General features: G+C 55.6%; 29 protein-coding genes and 1 pseudogene. 16 read left to right on the top strand and 14 right to left on the bottom strand.

All coding sequences use genetic code 11. The annotated features are described in order from the left end of the window. Nucleotides 1-66: 66 nt before the first annotated feature. The 14 genes and pseudogenes from LU633_RS06415 to LU633_RS06350 form a co-directional block, all read right to left on the bottom strand. Nucleotides 67-825 carry a TIGR03747 family integrating conjugative element membrane protein gene (locus tag LU633_RS06415; RefSeq protein ID WP_016191733.1) on the bottom strand — a complete coding sequence of 253 codons (759 nt, stop codon included), beginning with the start codon at nt 823-825 and terminating at the stop codon, nt 67-69. Then, the gene (traD, locus tag LU633_RS06410; protein ID WP_016191734.1) at nt 806-2920 is read right to left on the bottom strand and encodes a type IV conjugative transfer system coupling protein TraD; all 2115 of its coding nucleotides are present in this window, start codon (nt 2918-2920) and stop codon (nt 806-808) included. Before traD ends, LU633_RS06415 begins: the two co-directional genes overlap by 20 nt. Further along, nucleotides 2917-3690, bottom strand: a complete 774-nt coding sequence (locus LU633_RS06405; protein WP_016191735.1) for a hypothetical protein — start codon at nt 3688-3690, stop codon at nt 2917-2919. Before LU633_RS06405 ends, traD begins: the two co-directional genes overlap by 4 nt. Further along, the gene (locus tag LU633_RS06400; RefSeq protein ID WP_016191736.1) at nt 3687-4322 is read right to left on the bottom strand and encodes a restriction endonuclease; all 636 of its coding nucleotides are present in this window, start codon (nt 4320-4322) and stop codon (nt 3687-3689) included. Before LU633_RS06400 ends, LU633_RS06405 begins: the two co-directional genes overlap by 4 nt. Further along, complete coding sequence (locus tag LU633_RS06395) at nt 4319-4843, bottom strand: integrating conjugative element protein (RefSeq protein ID WP_016191737.1); 525 nt, start codon at nt 4841-4843, stop codon at nt 4319-4321. The genes LU633_RS06400 and LU633_RS06395 overlap by 4 nt, the downstream gene beginning before the upstream one ends. A 2-nt stretch (nt 4844-4845) precedes the next feature. Beyond that, nucleotides 4846-5538 (bottom strand): annotated as a pseudogene (locus tag LU633_RS06390) (lytic transglycosylase domain-containing protein). Next, nucleotides 5517-6227, bottom strand: coding sequence for a TIGR03759 family integrating conjugative element protein (locus LU633_RS06385; RefSeq protein WP_016191739.1), 711 nt, complete (start codon nt 6225-6227; stop codon nt 5517-5519). The pseudogene LU633_RS06390 and the gene LU633_RS06385 overlap by 22 nt, the downstream one beginning before the upstream one ends. Nucleotides 6228-6237: 10 nt before the next feature. Then, complete coding sequence (locus LU633_RS26135) at nt 6238-6594, bottom strand: hypothetical protein (RefSeq protein ID WP_232426882.1); 357 nt, start codon at nt 6592-6594, stop codon at nt 6238-6240. A 66-nt stretch (nt 6595-6660) separates the two neighbouring features. Beyond that, a complete protein-coding gene (locus tag LU633_RS26130; protein ID WP_232426883.1) occupies nt 6661-6840 on the bottom strand; it encodes a hypothetical protein in 180 nt (59 codons plus the stop codon). Nucleotides 6841-6976: 136 nt separating this feature from the next. Next, nucleotides 6977-7609 (bottom strand): PFGI-1 class ICE element type IV pilus protein PilL2, encoded by a 633-nt coding sequence (gene pilL2 / locus LU633_RS06370; RefSeq protein ID WP_016191740.1) that lies wholly within the window; start codon nt 7607-7609, stop codon nt 6977-6979. 138 nt (nt 7610-7747) lie between these two features. Next, the gene (locus LU633_RS06365) at nt 7748-8182 is read right to left on the bottom strand and encodes a DUF29 domain-containing protein (protein ID WP_016191741.1); all 435 of its coding nucleotides are present in this window, start codon (nt 8180-8182) and stop codon (nt 7748-7750) included. Nucleotides 8183-8260: 78 nt separating this feature from the next. Next, on the bottom strand, nt 8261-8746 hold the full coding sequence (locus LU633_RS06360) for a single-stranded DNA-binding protein (protein WP_016191742.1): 486 nt from the start codon (nt 8744-8746) through the stop codon (nt 8261-8263). A gap of 12 nt (nt 8747-8758) precedes the next feature. Then, entirely contained in the window at nt 8759-8962 is a 204-nt protein-coding gene (locus LU633_RS06355; RefSeq protein WP_016191743.1) for a hypothetical protein, read from the bottom strand. 77 nt (nt 8963-9039) lie between these two features. Continuing rightward, nucleotides 9040-9507 carry an STY4534 family ICE replication protein gene (locus LU633_RS06350; RefSeq protein ID WP_016191744.1) on the bottom strand — a complete coding sequence of 156 codons (468 nt, stop codon included), beginning with the start codon at nt 9505-9507 and terminating at the stop codon, nt 9040-9042. Nucleotides 9508-9749: 242 nt separating this feature from the next. On the opposite strand from LU633_RS06350, the gene LU633_RS06345 reads away from it, so the two are divergent. From LU633_RS06345 to LU633_RS06270, 16 genes are all read left to right on the top strand, one after another. After that, nucleotides 9750-10490, top strand: coding sequence for a Mu transposase C-terminal domain-containing protein (locus tag LU633_RS06345; protein WP_051124389.1), 741 nt, complete (start codon nt 9750-9752; stop codon nt 10488-10490). Between the two features lie 2 nt (nt 10491-10492). Then, nucleotides 10493-11041 (top strand): DNA transposition protein, encoded by a 549-nt coding sequence (locus tag LU633_RS06340; RefSeq protein WP_016191746.1) that lies wholly within the window; start codon nt 10493-10495, stop codon nt 11039-11041. Beyond that, nucleotides 10959-11444, top strand: coding sequence for an AAA family ATPase (locus tag LU633_RS06335; RefSeq protein WP_233482000.1), 486 nt, complete (start codon nt 10959-10961; stop codon nt 11442-11444). Before LU633_RS06340 ends, LU633_RS06335 begins: the two co-directional genes overlap by 83 nt. After that, a complete protein-coding gene (locus tag LU633_RS06330) occupies nt 11441-11683 on the top strand; it encodes a hypothetical protein (RefSeq protein WP_016191748.1) in 243 nt (80 codons plus the stop codon). The genes LU633_RS06335 and LU633_RS06330 overlap by 4 nt, the downstream gene beginning before the upstream one ends. Continuing rightward, nucleotides 11676-12290: a DUF3164 family protein gene (locus LU633_RS06325; protein ID WP_016191749.1), complete on the top strand. Its 615-nt coding sequence runs from the start codon at nt 11676-11678 to the stop codon at nt 12288-12290. The genes LU633_RS06330 and LU633_RS06325 overlap by 8 nt, the downstream gene beginning before the upstream one ends. A 1-nt stretch (nt 12291) precedes the next feature. Continuing rightward, nucleotides 12292-12552, top strand: a complete 261-nt coding sequence (locus LU633_RS06320) for a hypothetical protein (protein ID WP_016191750.1) — start codon at nt 12292-12294, stop codon at nt 12550-12552. A 110-nt stretch (nt 12553-12662) separates the two neighbouring features. Then, a complete protein-coding gene (locus LU633_RS06315) occupies nt 12663-13217 on the top strand; it encodes a gp16 family protein (RefSeq protein ID WP_016191751.1) in 555 nt (184 codons plus the stop codon). Further along, on the top strand, nt 13214-13723 hold the full coding sequence (locus tag LU633_RS06310; protein ID WP_016191752.1) for a hypothetical protein: 510 nt from the start codon (nt 13214-13216) through the stop codon (nt 13721-13723). The genes LU633_RS06315 and LU633_RS06310 overlap by 4 nt, the downstream gene beginning before the upstream one ends. Further along, nucleotides 13720-14160 (top strand): Mor transcription activator family protein, encoded by a 441-nt coding sequence (locus LU633_RS06305; RefSeq protein WP_016191753.1) that lies wholly within the window; start codon nt 13720-13722, stop codon nt 14158-14160. The genes LU633_RS06310 and LU633_RS06305 overlap by 4 nt, the downstream gene beginning before the upstream one ends. 121 nt (nt 14161-14281) lie before the next feature. Then, nucleotides 14282-14788, top strand: coding sequence for a glycoside hydrolase family 108 protein (locus LU633_RS06300; protein WP_016191754.1), 507 nt, complete (start codon nt 14282-14284; stop codon nt 14786-14788). After that, a complete protein-coding gene (locus LU633_RS06295) occupies nt 14788-15087 on the top strand; it encodes a hypothetical protein (protein ID WP_016191755.1) in 300 nt (99 codons plus the stop codon). Before LU633_RS06300 ends, LU633_RS06295 begins: the two co-directional genes overlap by 1 nt. Then, the gene (locus tag LU633_RS06290; RefSeq protein ID WP_016191756.1) at nt 15077-15310 is read left to right on the top strand and encodes a hypothetical protein; all 234 of its coding nucleotides are present in this window, start codon (nt 15077-15079) and stop codon (nt 15308-15310) included. The genes LU633_RS06295 and LU633_RS06290 overlap by 11 nt, the downstream gene beginning before the upstream one ends. Continuing rightward, entirely contained in the window at nt 15303-15905 is a 603-nt protein-coding gene (locus LU633_RS06285) for a hypothetical protein (protein ID WP_016191757.1), read from the top strand. Before LU633_RS06290 ends, LU633_RS06285 begins: the two co-directional genes overlap by 8 nt. Further along, entirely contained in the window at nt 15905-16129 is a 225-nt protein-coding gene (locus LU633_RS06280; RefSeq protein WP_016191758.1) for a TraR/DksA C4-type zinc finger protein, read from the top strand. Before LU633_RS06285 ends, LU633_RS06280 begins: the two co-directional genes overlap by 1 nt. Continuing rightward, the gene (locus LU633_RS06275; RefSeq protein ID WP_016191759.1) at nt 16122-16415 is read left to right on the top strand and encodes a DUF2730 family protein; all 294 of its coding nucleotides are present in this window, start codon (nt 16122-16124) and stop codon (nt 16413-16415) included. Before LU633_RS06280 ends, LU633_RS06275 begins: the two co-directional genes overlap by 8 nt. A 2-nt stretch (nt 16416-16417) precedes the next feature. Continuing rightward, on the top strand, nt 16418-16705 hold the full coding sequence (locus LU633_RS06270) for a VpaChn25_0724 family phage protein (RefSeq protein ID WP_016191760.1): 288 nt from the start codon (nt 16418-16420) through the stop codon (nt 16703-16705). Nucleotide 16706: the final 1 nt, after the last annotated feature.

Below are 16706 nucleotides of genomic sequence, written 5' to 3'. Positions count from 1 at the left end.
CTTGTCTGCTGACGGCAGCGCACAAAAGCCAGTTTTGTACGCCGCCGTCCAGCCCGGTTTTCAGGGCTACAGGTATTTTTTGAAGGAGGCCGTGGTCACTGTCACCGCAACACCGAGCAAAATAGCCGCCGGCAACAACAGCAGATTGGGGTATACCGCCGTTGACCACGACAGATACAGCATGCAGGGGATGTACACTGCTGGCTTTACCATGCGTTTAGCATGATGGTAGACAAAGCTCGATTCATAGCCGGCACCATAACGCCGAACATCACGCCGCCCCAGGCCTTCCGTCAACGCGACTAACACCACCAGTATAAACAGCGGGATAGATAGCACCAAAATAGTCGTCCGCACCAGGGTGATGACGGTGACATAGACCGTCGCCACCAGGTACTCTTTGAGCGTGGCGGCCAACCAACCACTCCAACTGTTCAGCTCCCTGGCAACCGCATTCTGGCTGTGTACCTGGGTGTCATACGCCTGCTTAATCCAGTCCAAAAAGCCACTGTCCACGAAGGTCCATTGATACGCCATCATAATCCAGCGGGTGACAGTCACCGAAGGTTCAGACAGCAGCAAGCTGCGCGTAAACTCCGATGACAGGTACCCCAACTCGGTGTTCATCACGGCTTCACTGTGCGACGCACCCAGCTCTGGCCAGAAGAAGGCCATCCCGACATATTCAATCACCAGGCTCACAAACAACGAGGCAAAAAACATCCCGATCAGCATCCATGGCCAGCCCCACAGCAGGTTGTATAACAGCCCATGTTTGCGGGGTTGTACGGGCTGCTGAGGCTGATTATTCACCGTTTGTGGCATTCAGCCCTCCTTGGATGGCAACATCCGGCATTACCGTGCTGGCTGACCACCAGGACTCGCTGGTACGATAGTTGCGCTGCATCTCCTCGGCAATCTTCTGCAGGTTGGCAGGCATAAGCGCATCATCCCTGTCACCGCTGGGCAGCGGCATCCGAATTTTCCACAGTTGACCGCCTTCCAGTAGCGCGAACGCCTGTCCTTTCGGCAGGTTAATCACATCCGCCGGGGCAAGCAGTGGGGCTTTTACGGTACCGACGCGGTCCTGGGTATTGGAAGTAAAATCCTGTCCCTTCTCCACATCGGCCGTATCGGCATGCCCTGATACCAAGGTTTTGGTGTAGATATCCACTTCCGGCAACTGTGTGGTGAGTAACTGCGCGGTCCGGTTCTCACGCACGCGGAGCATGATCAGGGTATTGAAGTTCCCCGTGACCTGAGCCGCCTTGGCGGTACTGCCGATGCGCGCCTCGATATCCGACTCGGTTTGCGTGTAGGCCGTCACCTGCATACCGGCGCCACCACCTTTGTTGATAAGAGGGATAAATTCGTCCCCCATCAACTCATTGAACTCGTCACAGTGCAGGTTGATCGGCAGTTTACCGTCTGCCCGGGTCGGCAACCCGCCGTGCATGCCGTGTTTATAGATATGGCCGGCCACCGACACCAGGTCGGCAAACATGCTGTTGCCGACGGCAGAGGCGACCACCCCGTCCGACAAGGCATCCAACCCCACGTAGACAATACCGCGCTTGCGGATGACCTGCTCCCAGTCAAAAATGGGCCTCGGATCGCTCATATCCATATAGTTTGGCGCCAGGAGTTCGGCGGTCTTGCCAGTGGTAAGTTTTTCCAGCAGCGGCAACAGGGACGCCACAATTTTATCGAAGTAGGTACGGTCATAACGGACGGCTGACCGCAGGCCATCGAGAATGGGGTCATACAGCTGCTTGCCGGCCTCGGAACTCAGCGCCATTTCCACCGCCATGATTTTTATCGCGTTCGGCTGGCCCTGCATATTGCGCGGTACATCGTCCTCCGTCAGTACCTGCAGGCTGTTGTCGATTTGTTGCTGCAGCGCCGGCATACGTGCTTCTATCACTTTCTTCGCGTAGGTCTCATACAGTTCACTGATGTTGTTCACATACCGGGTGATCAACTGATAGTCCGGACGCTGCCCCAACGCGACCAGGGCACGCGCCACAATATTGACGAATCGCCAGGCAAACTCACGGAACGCAGCACTATTGCCCTCCCCGCTCAACTGCCCGGAGATACGGCCAGCGACCTCAGAGACGCGTTCAAAACGTCCAACGGCGTTATAGCGTGCCGAGATATCCGGCCAGCCCAGATGGAAGATGAACAGCTCTTCCCCGCGACCGGCGCGGTGGGCTTCAGCCCAGACACGCCGCAGCAGGTCAGCATCCCCTTTTGGATCAAACACGATGGTGATATCGCAGCGGCGTATATCCTGGGTGATAAGCAGCTCTGCCAGGCGGGTCTTGCCTACGCGGGTAGTGCCCAGCACCAGGCTGTGGCCCACACGTTCGCCCAGCGCCATCGAGACATCAAGCTCATCGGGTTCAATGCCGTGAATGGCCGGGTTTCCTCCAACCGGTGGCAACGGCCGCACCGGGTTCAGCGGGGAGTCCTTGCGCAGCAGCTGGGACAACCATGGCAGGGTGTATTCGGTTTTGAGCTCCAGACGGCGCGCCATCTGGTACAACTGCGGCGGTTGGACATATTTTTCCACTTCCGGCCGACGGGTATCCATCAGGCGCTGGGTGTGCTTTTGCTGCCAACGGAAACCCCGCCCCAGGAACAGCCGCTGCCTGCTCACCGGGATCTGTCGGCTTTCCATGACATAGCGCGGTAACCGACGCAGATTACGGCGATAACGGACCACCCGCAGGCCCTGCCGTGCTCGTACTGCGGACAGAACAGCAAACCCGCCGGCGGTGACATAACTCACTGACGGCGCCAGGGCGACCGACCAGGGAGCAACAAAACAAATCGCAGCCGCAGCACCGGCAACGATCGCGGTATTCAATTCTACCGCCGGGCGCAGCAGCGCTTCCATCACATGGCGATTACTCATGCGCCCTCCTTGCCAGGAGCAAACAGGCGTTTCCACCAGGAAACGGTCTTCGGTGTGGCACCCGGTTCGAGGTAACGGATTTCAAGCTGGCGACGTAACTGCTCAGCATCCCCGGCCTGATGCAGGACAAACCGCTGCTCCCCGTCATTGCCGGTCGTATCATCCAGTGTCACCGTAACCTCAGTGTGCCAGGTGTCCACTTTCCAGCCGGGAGTATCATCACGGGAAACCGACACCCGGCGTGCTGACAGTGCCAGATACACGCCCCGCGACCGCAATACCGACACCATAGCTGACAGGGCCTCACACGCTGTCATAAATGCGTGGTCGACCTGATACTGGCTCAGAGAGACATTGTGTAGTTGCGTCACGCCATACCCCAGCAGATGGAAATAAAAACGCGCCAGGCAGCTGCGGTGATTGCCATCCGCGCTAACATACCAGTCCAGTCCGTCCAGGCTGACAAAGCTCATCCCGTTATGGGGTTGTGTGGCTTCGGTGTAATAATCCGGGTTGCTTTCAATAAGCGGGATGTTGATATCCATGCGTTTGCCCCGGTGCAACAGGTCAAGCCAGCTCATCCCGGCATACTGCGGGTGGTCGGTGCCCACGATACGGAACACATTAAGGCTCCCCCGATCAGTCCAGTAATGACGGGTGATAAAATCTTCGGCCTGCCGGTACCCAACCCGACTCCAGGGCTCAATCTGCGTATCGGCCCAGGCCGGCTTATTCGCTGACACGAGCTCAATAAAAGGCTTGTCGTTCATGACACTCTCCCTTCAGAGACATGGGATATACTCCGTTTGGTTACCGTATTTCCGGATAAAAAAGACAGCCACTCTGTATTGCCGGCAAGCAACGCAAGCAGCTTTCGGCCACTGACCAGGTGGACGTGGGGATGGTTCTGCAACAACACCCGGCTCAACTGGCCGGTACGGCCGGTATGAATGAAAAAACCGTCGCAATGGTGATGTCGCAGCAACGCACCAAAACTCGTGATATGGGACGGTGTGATAGCCCGGCCGTAACGTTTGGCCTGGATCAGGTATTTTTGGTCACCGATGATGACCTGACCGTCCAGACCGCCGTCGCTGCTGTAGGAGGTATTGCGGATAACTGCATACCCCTGACGTTCAAACGCCAGAAGCAACAGCTCTTCAAATACATAGGGGTTGATTTTGCGCAGATAGGCCAGACGCTGGCCATCACCGCCCAGCAGCGGTAAGCGCGCCAGTACCCGCGTGGCCGTCGCCTGATATCGGCGGTGGCGCCGACGGCTGGCTGTCTCCCGGCCACGGCAGTTCAGCCCCACCATAACAGCAACAAACAACACAACCAGCACAACCGTCAGCACAGGGTTTACCATTAATGCTGCGGCGATGTGTTGCGCCGATATCATGGTGTGACCTGCTGGGACAAACCGGTATCAGTGATGAGTACCGGGTAATTCGACAGCTGCAGCCGGCGCGCCAACTCACTGCCGGAGGCCGGCGCCATCGGTACCCCCGGCGCCAGCTCACGCAGTGCCTGCAGTGCAGGCAGGTTACTGACGTTAACGACGAGACCCGCAGCATGCCGGGATTTGAGTTGTTCCGCATTCGCCTGCAGCCAGAGACGACTGGCATCGTCATCACCCACAATAAACAGCGAACCAATCCCGGGCAGTTGCAGCGGGCGCGCCTCTACCACACCCGGCGTCAGCTCCGGTGTCATCACCGGCAATACGGTCACTTCAACTTCATCAGCAGAGGCAGGGGCTTGCGGCATGGCCGGCGGCGCTGCCGCGACACCCTGCCGATTAATCCCCTCAAAATAAGGTGATGCGTCATCGCCACCGACATCGGCGATCACGTTCAGGTTGGCCAATGCCGTGGTGGTCACCAGACTCAGGCCGAACAGCAGAAAATTCATTTTTTTCATGATTATGGGTTCCGTGGTTCAATCCAGGTCAGCGCCGCCGTTTGTGCCGGTAACACCGTAGCCGTGGGAGTTGTACGGGCTCCCCTGACCGGGGCGGTCCCCCTGCCATTCAGGCGTGCCAGCTTGCCACTCACGATGGATTTATACCGGGCTGCCGGGGCGCCGCCGGCGGGGTGGTGATAGCACCCGGCGGCAACCAGCCAGCTTCCGGGATTACGGTCATAGCATTCCCGCAGGATGGCCGCTACCGCGTTGAGGTTGGTGTAAGGGTCAAACGCCTCCCAGGTCGACGTGAAGTGATGGCCGTTCCAGCCCAGATTGACCTAGGCAATCCCGACATCGATGCGCTTGCGAGGATGCGTTTTCAAAAAGTGCTGCAGCGCTTCCCAGGCCTGCAGGCGGCTGGCGTAACGATACCCTTTGCCGGCCACGTTAATGGTCCAGGGCCAGGGACGCTCCACATCCGGGGCCGGGCCGGCCCCGCGGGTCACCAAGATGATGCTTTTCGGCGCCATCGATGTCTCGGCCAGCGCCACCGAATACAGGGACTCCGGCGGCACCCCGTGACGCAGCGCCACCTCCCGGTAACCGGAAGGCACCTGTTGGGTAGCAGCATGAACGACGCCACCGCTCACAACGGTGAGGAGGGCAAGCAAGGGCAACAGCCCCCGGGTCAGAACGCGGCGAGTGTCCATCCGTTTTCCCCTTGTTGCAGCACCACCGGCATCAGGCCGTTGCCGAATTTCATCCAGCGGCCACCGTCATGATTGAGCGTGATTTGACGTGCGCGCACCTTGTCGACGGGAATGTGATGCGCCTTCGCCCACTCGCGCAGCAGACTGTCATTACCCTTGCTGTCAACCAGGTAAATGTCGACCGGCCGATTATCTGCCAGCACCGCCGCCAGTCGTGCATCACACTGACCGCAGTCCTTCGCTTGCACGAACAACGCCAGTCGCCCGCCGGTGTCATGTGCGATACCGGCCGCATTCCCCATGTTCACCGGTAACACACCAAGGCGCTGCCAGGCCGCATCTACCTCACGCTGGAACTTGAGTTCTTTCTCGGTGCGGGCGAACTCCTGCTTTACCCACAGCTGCGCGTACTTTTTACGTTCGGCATCGCTCTGTGCCTCGATGCCAAGGGCAGTTAACGGATCAAGCCCCGGAGACTGCGTCCCGCGAGGGCCATCCATCAACTGCTGATAACGCTGGTACTCTTCCCCACTGAGGCCCCACTGCCTGCCCTGCTGCGCCGTCTTGTTGGCCTGGCTCTGCTGAATCTCGCTCAGGGTAGACTGGCTGTTCTCAATCGTCGTCTGCTGCGCTGCCTGTGATAACGGGCTCAGCAGCATCAGGGCAATCACGCTGTATTTCAGTTTCATCATCTTCTCCTTACTGAGCGCTGACGGTCTGCAGGCGGCCGTTCACACGAAATGTCGCCTGCCCATAGCCGGCACTGACCAGGGTCCAGCCGGCGACCGACTCCCCTTCCCCGATTAACCGCACCTGCGACAAATCACTGAACCCCAGCGGCGCCACAGCCGCAAAGGCCGATGTCCCGCGCTGCTCCACCCCGGTCAGCACGAATGGCGCTTTGCGCGCCACACGAGGTACCGCATTACGCGGGGAGGATTTGATTGGCGTGGGCTTGTGCTTTGGGATGATTTTGGCGGTGGCTGAAGGTGCGGCGGGTACGTCCGTTGAGGGGGCTACAGTCGGTACAGGCTTTTCAGTCGCTGACTTTTTCACAGACTCAATGCTGTCTTTCAACGCATTCAGCTCGACCTGTTGCGCCTGCAGCTGCTGCTCAAGTTTCTACGGTAGCCCATTGGTTAGCGTCAGCGCCCCAACCTGCCGCATGAGCGAGTCCTGACGCTCAGCCAGGCTTTTAAGCTGTTTAGCCTGCGCCTGAAGCTCATCGGCCATAGCGTTCATGCCATCCTGCGGCGCCAGTGCTTTCTGTGCCTGCTCAAGCAGGGCAATACGCTGGTCCACATGCCTGATAGTCCCTGAGCCGACAAGGCCTGCAACCAGGACAACAACGACGCCGGCCGTTGCCCCCAGAAGGTTTGGCTTCGCAGCAACCCTTTTTTTGCCGGTGTCATCGGCATCATTTCGTCATTATGCTCAGTCATTTTTTCAGCCACCCGCCGGTTGTCGGTACCGCGTTAACGGGCTGAGGTGCAATGACCGTCGCAGCAGGATGCGCTGAAACCGCCCTGGCTGGCGCCACCGCCACCGGCGGAAGCTGTGTCGCCGGCAACTGATACCCGTCACGCAAACTGTGGCAAACAACACGCTGTACGTCGTCTACCTCAAGCTGCCACGCGGGGCCGGCCAACACTTGCAGGGCAGTACGCAAACGCATCGGCCCCAGCTGGTACTGCACCGCCGGCAGCGCCTGGCGGTACAGCACGCCGTTTGCCGGTCCGGTCGCGCACAGTGAATAGCCCGACTGGCGCAGCGCATATCGCAACGCGTCAGCCACCGTCGGTTTTACTGATGCCGGAATACGGATATCGATGATTTGCGAGAGCGGATCACGCTGAACGGCCGCCGGGTCGGTGCTGACCAGTAAATAACGGTCATAGCGCACGACCTCCGGCACCTGCCCGTAAGCATCCGGGCTGACCGGTTGAACGTTGCGGGTGACGGTAACCGAAGGCGTGATAGGGGAAATATCGCGCTGCTGCAGTGGCTGCTGAGTAACGCACCCGGTCAGCATGAGTGCTGCCAGGGAAGAGACGAGAATTGTTTTTTTCATCCGGAAGGTTTCCTGTTCAGTGACTATTGACAGGTGTCACTGTGCGGTTACCGCCCGGGAGGCTCAATTAACAACTCTTTATTACAAAATAAAAAAAAGCGCCAACCAAGGGTCAGCGCTCATACTGTCGCTCCTGATTTACTGCTCTGGGTAGAAGTCTTCATCCAGGATCTGAACCGAAGACCAGACACAATTATCAGGGAAACCATCGAGGCCGGTCTCTTCTGCCGCACTTGCGACAGCATCAGACCACACCTCTTCGAGCCATTCCGCGTCTGCAAGGCAGACTTTCAGACTTGGCGTTTTACTTATACGCAAGCGTACTGATTTACGCTGCTCTTTTATTGTTCGCTGCCAACTTGAGCCACGACGCCCCGGCTGAAATTGCCACTTCAGAAGGTGAGCCAGTAAAACCGCCATCCGGCTGGCCAGTTCGCGCTTTTCACTCTTGCCCACGTCCTCAATCTCCTCGGCAATGTTTTCAATATCCAGTTGGCTAAGTTTACCGGCACGCAGTAACGCCGCCTGTTCATTCGCCCAGGCGACCACGTCGGTATCGTAACGAGTTCCCATGGGAGCCTCCGGTATAGTAGATAGAAAAACTGCACACAGCAGACGCTATGTGCAGTATGTCAATGAATGCCATCCAGGTCAAAATGGGATGTCATCATCAAAGTCCATCGGCGGTTCATTGCCGGCAGACGCCTGAGTGGGTGTGCCACTGTGGGTCGGTTGCTGAGGTTGCCCCCAACTACCAGACGTTGAAGGCCCCGGGTTATCGGTCTGACTACGACCACCCAGCATCTGCATCGTGCCGCCTACGTTAACGACTACCTCGGTAGTATAGCGATCCTGGCCGCTCTGATCTGCCCATTTACGCGTGCGTAAAGCCCCCTCAATATAGACCTGCGAACCTTTACGCAAGTATTCGCCGGCAATTTCAGCGAGTTTGCCAAACAGCACCACACGGTGCCATTCGGTTTTTTCTTTCTGTTCGCCGGATTGTTTATCACGCCAGGTCTCGGAAGTCGCAAGCGACAGGGTGGCAACCGCGCCACCATTTGGCATGTAACGGACTTCCGGATCCTGGCCAAGGTGGCCAATCAATATGACTTTGTTAATTCCACGTGAAGCCATGATGCTTTCTCCTTATGCCCACTCACGTTGAGTCCAGGCACCAGTGGTGAACGCCTGAACCACTTTTTTATGGGAACTGAAGTATTCTTCAGACTCACGGGAAACAGGTCCCTCATGATTCGCCGTACCGACATAATAACCGCGACCACTTTTGAGCACCTGTAAAGGTAAAGTAAAACCGGACTCTGCTGCCAGAATTCCTGTTGAATTATTCATGATGTGTTTCCTTAATAAAGAAAACAGACCTCCCTGAAGGAAAGTCTGTTATTCAGGGAGGTAAGGGTAAAAATAACTCAGAAAGAATTTTCAGCGTATTGTTGCTGTGCGGAACCTTGCTGAGGCGGCGTAGAGTCGGATTTCTCAGCCTGATACACCTTTTCCTGACCGATTTTGATCCAATCGACCTTGATAAGGCGGGCTTTCAGGCTGACGCGCTGTTCACCGGCATGTTCGCCGCTATTGAGCGTGAAGATGTCCGTTTTGGGATTGTTGAGCACAAAACCAATCAGGACTTTTTTGTCTTCATCAACTGACTTTTGACAGCGGTTGATCAGGCTGCTGGCTTCTTTACCGGCGACCGTCACATCAAAACGCGTGTAACTGGCGTTATCGGTAGGACCCGAGAGTCCATTGACGACACAGCTGATAAAAGTGCCATTCGGGCCATTGACTTGACGAATGTTGCTGAGGTACCCCATGCCCTTGATAGTCAGGTTGAAGTATTCAGTTTTGGTGGATGCTTGTTGAGTTTGAGTAGACATGATGTTTTCTCCAGGAGTAAAGATTCGGTGACGGAGAAAAACACCTTCCCTGACGGGAAAAGTGTTTCCCGTCGGGAGTCTGCAAAGTCGTACGTCAGTGCAGACTGTCTTGATTGTGAAATGGACCTTCATCACCGCTAAGTGATCTCCGTTCTCAAAGGCTAAACGGAGTTACCGCCACATGGGCTTCCTCTTTCAGGCTACGAGGCTATTGGCAGTCACCCGAAGGTGCTTCTCACAGAGTGCTGAAGCATTGGCTGGTTGTCCGAAGACAACAAGTAAGCCTGTTCATTTTTAATGCAAGCACCGAGAGTGTCAACCGTAATGCTTTCTGGAATCGACGCCCGGGGCGCGATACCGAAGTCTGCCGGGGCATTCTTTCTTTTGATGCCGCTTTTGAGCAGAGCTATCAGGAAAGCGCCGTGCGTAAGGCCACCGCAGAGCAGCGGCACCTGTTACTGCTGCCGTCCGAGGCCGTCACCGTAAACAATGGCATCTTTGTCCTGAAAGCGGGCGGGAAATTGCAGGGCCGCGAGAATCGCTACCACAACGAGCAGCTACTGAGTATCAGGCCCAATAAGATTGTGGTGCGCTTTGACCCGGCGCAGTTACACGCCAGCGTGTTGTGTTACACCCTGGACGGACGCTTTATCTGTGAAGCCGCCTGCATTGAGAAAGCCGGATTTGGTGACACTCAGGCCGCCCGTGAGCATCACCGTAACCGTAACCGTTTTGTTAAGCGTACCAAAGAAGCAACGGCTGCACAGCGCCGCATGACCGCGCTGGAAGTGGCAGAGCGGATGCCCGATACCTTGCCACCGGAACCCCCTGAAAGCCGTGTTGTAGAAATCTGTCGTCCTGCCGGTAATACCGTGCGCCGTGAATGGGCAGAGGAACAGCCTGAGACCGGCTACGACCATGCCTTTGAAAATGCCGTTGCCTGCTTACACGAGCAGCAGCAGAAAAATAATCTGGGAGTATAACCATGAGTAACGTACTGGATTCAGCTCACGCACAGACCGCGATGGCGGATGTCCGCGCCGCAATACGCGGGACGGTTGAGCGTGACGATGTGACCTACAGCACCATCGCCCGTGAAAGCGCGATTTCATCAACGGCACTCTCGCAGTTTATGAATGAAAGTTATCCGGGTGATAACAGCAAGATTGCCGGTCAGCTCTCCGTCTGGCTGGAGAATCGCAGCCGCCGGGCAAATGAAATGCCGGAAGCGCCTGATTTTGTAAAGACCAGAACCGTCCGACAGATATGGAGTGCGCTGCAATACGCCCAGCTGGCCCAGTGCATCACCGTTATCTATGGCAGCCCCGGCGTGGGCAAGACCCGTTCCTTACAGCAGTTTGCGGCAGAGCGTCCGAACGTCTGGTTAATCACCGTCTCGCCTTCCCGCGCCAGCATCAGTGAAGCACTGTATGAGATGGCGCTGGAGCTGGGTGTCGGTGACGCGCCGCGCCGGGCAGCTGGGCCGGGCTGTACGCAGGAAGCTGCGCGGAACGCAGGGCCTGCTGATTATTGACGAGGCCGACCACCTTGATTATCCGGTACTGGAAGAGCTGCGCATCCTTCAGGAAGAAACCGGTATCGGGCTGGCTCTGGTGGGCAATCATCAGGTGTACGCCAGGCTGACGGGCGGCAGTTCCCGCAGCGTTGATTTTGCCCGCCTGTTCAGCCGAATCGCCAAAAAAGTGGCCATCCTGAAGACAAAACGGGATGACATCACGGCGATTGCCGATGCCTGGGGACTGACGGGTAAGGCCGAACGCGCACTGATCCATACGCTGTCAGAACGCCCGGGCGCATTACGCACCGTTTCCCATACGCTCCGTCTGGCCACCATGTTTGCCAGAGGGAGCAACGAAGCCCTGACGGAGAAGCATATTCGCGCCGCCGTCAAAGACCTGGAAGGAGTACACGCATGAGACGTAAAGCAACACAGTTGGTTAACGCGGTGGGATGGCTGGAACGCCGTAACGTTCAAATCAGACGGGTCAGTACCGAACGCGCCAGACCACTACTGGAAATTGTGCTCCCGTGTCTGGACCTTATCCGACGGTCTAAGGAACTGACTGTTACCCGCAATGGCTGCATGAGCAAAGCGTATACCGCTATGGTGCAGGGCTGCATTATTTACTGGAGTAAGGAGAGTCATTATGAATAAAGACACTGAACAGACTGGCTACCGCCAGAACGCTCAGGGCCATCTGGTGCCGCAAAACCTGATCCGTCCGATTGATATGCTGCGTGATGATGTCGTGATGAATATTGTCGAGGCTGCCAGGGCATTGCGTCAGGCTATGGCAGATTTCAAAGCCGCATCCATGAAGCAAATCGGGGACTTTATTGATTTGTCATCCAGAGAGTACGGCGTTGAATATGGCGGTACAAAGGGAAACGTCACCCTGCCAAGCTTTGATGGCCAGTTCAAAATTATGCGTGCGATTGGCGATCACAGGGTCTTTGACGAGCGTATCCAGGCGGCTAAAAAACTGATCGATGAGTGCGTGGTTGAATGGTCTGACGGGGCTAACGTCAATCTGATAGCGATGGTCGATCATGCTTTCCGCGTCAACAAGCAGGGGCGTATTGATATCAATCAGGTTCTTGGATTGCGCCAGCTGGCTATTGACGACCCACGCTGGAACGAAGCCATGTCAGCCATTGCCGATGCCATTCAGGTGACGGGAACCAGTCAGTACCTGCGTATCTATCTGCGCCAGCCCAGTGGTAAATATGAACAAATCAGTCTGGATATATCGGGGGTTTAGCATGAGTAAGGAAAAGCAATTTGTTGAAGATATGATCCGATGCCGTGGCATAGATTTTGCCCGACTTGGCATGATGGTTGAAGTGTACGGCGAACCGGGAACTATTGTTGGCATGAATGGCAGTGCTAATCTGGATGTTGTTTTCGTTAATCAGTTGAAATACGGAAAGAAAAAACACAACTGCCATCCGACCTGTGGAGTTAAGTATTTTGACGCAGAAGGGAATATTATTGCCGATTACACAAAGAACGGCTCATATTAGCCTTTAAAGTTTCCACGCTAGCGACTTAATTCTTATCACCCTGAGTTTTTATTGGCGTAATCGCGTCGGGCACACTTACGCCAGAATCAGACATCAAGAGGTATTTATTAATGGATAAACCACAATTAATCAGGCTAATCCATGTAGCCAAAGGAAAGCTGAAACTGGATGATGAAACCTATTGTTTATTGCTGTCTAATACGGCTAACGGTAAATCCAGTTGCAGTAAAATGAGTCACGGCGAATTATTAAATGTTTATTCGGAACTGCAACAGCGGGGATTTAAACGCTCTTTTAAAAAGAGTTCAGTGCGGGTTAAACCCAATTCAAAGGGAAAACCACGCACTGAGGAGATTGCTAAAATCCGCGCCATCTGGGGCACCATGTTTCGTCACGGTTTCGTCAGCAGCGACGGCGAACTGGCGTTAAATGCTTACGTTAAGCGCATGACCTCTCAGCTCAACAACGGTGAAGGCGTTGCCGAGGTGGGCTGGCTTGATGGCTGGCTGGCGTACCGGGTACTGGAGTGCCTTAAACAATGGCATATCCGGCTGATGCTGGCGTTTCTGACAGCACGCCGCGTGGCTCATCCGGTGAATCCGGTTACCGGGAATGCATCGCGTGATTACGACATCATTACCGATGCTTACGAGGCCAGCTTATGAAACTGTCCCGCTGTCCTGTCTGCCACACTGACTGGCACCTTGAGGCGTTGTGTGAAGATGATGCCAGCCGCCAGTTGCTTAAAACGCTGGCTGACCTGCCCGGAAGCTGTGCCCGCCATCTGGTGGCCTATATCGGGCTGTTTCGCCGTGAGAAAGCCAATCTGAGCAACAGCCGCGCATTGAAACTGGCCACTGAGGTACTGGCGCTTTACAAGCCCGGGCGGGTGCTCTCACATGCGTTGAGTGAAACGGTAGACCGTATCAGAGAGAAACGGCTACAGGGAGATAAGAAACCGCTGTCAAACCATAACTATCTGAAAACCGTCTATCAGTCATCAGAGCAGGTGTTTGCGCAAAGCAGTAGCGTCAGCGCCCGGGAAAAACAGCAGCCCGGCAACGGTTCTGACAGCAATGAAGCCTGGTTCAGGCAAATGGAAAGGATGGGCGTTGATGTCAGCACGCTGCCCGGCGGCAGCGAGTGGCTCAGACGTCAGGAGGATGTATGAACGATAATCTACAACTGTTTGATGATGACCATGCTGAACTGGGGCAACTGCTTGACCGGATGGACACGATCCCAACAGGGGAGCTGCACGCACGCTGGCCCCAGTTGCTGGCCGATATGGTTGATCTCTTCTGTGCCGAGCTGCAACGACAGGGATATGACGAGGTGGCCGCCCGCCTGTCAGCCGGTAAACTGGTGGGGGCGCTGGCAAATTATTATGGGGGCCGGGCGGTTTATCTGCCAACCGGTGACGCACTTCGCGCAGCATTACGCGATAATCAGCTGTTCGATGAATGGAGCCGTTCGCGGGGGAATGTGGATGTTCTGGCCAAAAAACACACGCTAACGCATTCCACCGTGTATGCTATCCTGCGTCAGCAGCTGGCCCTGCACCGTAAACGATATCAGAGGGATCTGTTTACTTCCGATCCGGAATGAAAATAAATTCCCCGGCAATTAAAACACGCTTATCCTGGCGGGTTTTGTTTGACCCGCCACAAACCCACCTGACCATCCCCCCGCGTAATGATGAGCTACCGATTATCAACAGGTAGCGATTATGATCCCCTACAGCGTTACATTTATTCATGCCATTGATTATATGCTCACGGCGGAAGGCGGCTATGTTAATGACCCTGCTGACCGTGGCGGAGAAACAAAATTCGGCATCAGTAAACGCAGCTATCCCGCACTGAATATCGCCGAACTGACACAAGAGCAGGCGAGTGAAATTTACTATCGTGATTACTGGCTAAAAACCGGATGTGATCGGCTACCCGCCGGTATTTCCCTTGCCGTGTTTGATGGTGCCGTACAGCACGGGTACAAAACCGCTATCCAGCAGCTACAGCGTGCCCTGCGCGTGGCTGACGATGGCATTATCGGTGCCCGAACGCTGGCGGCGACAGAAGCTATCCAGCCTTTGTTACTGTTCGTCCGCCTGATGAACCAGCGTTCACAAACCTATGCCCGCATTATTGCGCATTCACCGGTTCAGATCCGCTTTATGAACGGCTGGTTTAACCGCCTGGACAAGCTGACAGCGTCCGTTCTGGAGGTGCTTTAATGACCTCGCCCACCATGTCGGTCTGCCTGCTGCAAAAGCTGCTCCCCGAACTGCGTAATCCGCGCTATCGCCGCACCTATTTTGAAGCGCGTGAACGCTGCCTGCATCTCGCACTGGCGGGCGAGTCTATTGACGTGGTGCCGCTCTACAGCCATAACGCCACTTACCAGTCTTTTTATCGTCAGGGCTGGCAGAGCGTGACCGCTCAGGATATCCGCCTGGCTAAAACGGTGGGAATAAGCGCTGAAGTGGCCCGACAGAAAATTGAAAAACTCATTCGGGAACAACATGCTGACTAATCTTAAACAGCTTATCAGTAACCCTGACGGCCACCTTTCAACCTCAGACACCATGCTGTGCGGAGCCTTTATAGCCAGCACTGCCGTGCTGCTGTGTTCTGCATGGCAGGGGAACCTGGATGAATGGCTCTATATTGGCTATCTCACCGCCTGGGTCATCAACACTCAGGCATCAAAGCAGGCCTCCATTAAACGTCATCGTGAGGTCGGCCTTGATGATTAGTCTCTTACGCTCCTGCGGTGGCTATATCGTCGCAGGCATTATCTGTCTGATATCCGGTTTTAAGCTGGGTAACACCATGACCACCGCCAGGCTGATGCCGCAGATTTCAGCCGCTGAACGCGCATTAAGTGACGCCCGGTATGCCTTTTCTGAAGACCAGAAAAATGCAGCCGAACTGCATAACCGGACGCTGCGTGAGGCAACGGACAGACTGAAGGCGCTGGATACAGCCAATGAGCAACTTACCGCTGATTTGTATGCCACCACTCAGGTGCTGGCAGAGGCAAAACAGCAGTATGACCGGAGTATTCCCGATGCGATTAAAAATGATGGCAAAACTTATACCGGCCTTGGCCCTGACAGCCTGCGGGTCTATATCACCGCCTTTGGCTACGAAACCGCTACCGGTAATAACCGTCTGTCCCCGACTACCGAACGCCATGACTCAAATTCCTCTCAAGCCTCCACCGCCGACATCGGGAAGTCCCCAAGCACTGCTGATACACGCCAGCCGCTACGGGGAATGGAGCCAGAATCTGGAGAGCAGGCTGAAAGCCATCCGGCGCTGGCAGGAAATCAATCAGGAACCGAATAATGGCTGACGAAGCAGATTATGCCAGCGTTCTGGAACAACGGACGCGTGATCACATTATCGCAGCACACATTGGCCGCCCCGTGCTGCATGGTGATGGCATATGTATTGATTGTGGTGAGGATATAGCACCCCAGAGGTTAACCATTGACCCTGGCTTTACCCGCTGTGTCCGGTGTCAGACATTGACAGAAAAACGGGAGGCCCGCCTTGCTGGACATGATTAAAGAACACTGGGCCATTCTGTGTGCGGTTGCCACGATTGTTTTCAACATCCTCATTTTTATCCTGGCCAAAACCTACGCCAGACGTGATGAGGTTGAAGTCCTGAAAAACCGGGTCAGCCTGCTGGAGAATGCTTTCTCCACGTTGCCGAATCAGAAAGAGCTGCACGCCCTGCAACTGGATATGGCGAACCTGCGCGGAGACCTGAAAGCGGCACTGCCGGAACTGCGACAGTTACGGCATATGAGCGACCTGCTGTTACAAAACGAACTGAAAGAAAAGGGGTGAATATGCGGGAGATTTTAAACGCAGACCAGCGACTGGTGGTCTTGCGCACGCTGGTTGAGTGTGGTGGTGACGCTAACGAGTCGGTGTTGCAGACCTGCCTGGATGCCTGGGGGCACCGTGTCAGCCGCGATATGGTGCGTACCCACTGTCACTGGCTGACAGAGCAGGGACTGGTGTCTGTCAAAGATGTTTCCGGATGTCTGGTGGTGACGTTATCAGAGCGCGGTGCCGATGTGGCCGAGGGACGCAGTACCGTACCTGGCGTAAAACGTCCACGCCCGAGGGGATAAC

The organism is Erwinia tracheiphila (genome assembly GCF_021365465.1).
In the GTDB taxonomy this organism is placed as follows: Bacteria; Pseudomonadota; Gammaproteobacteria; order Enterobacterales; family Enterobacteriaceae; genus Erwinia; species Erwinia tracheiphila.
The sequence above is the reverse complement of the archived record's forward strand: the minus strand, read 5'-3'. Positions and strand labels throughout refer to the sequence as shown.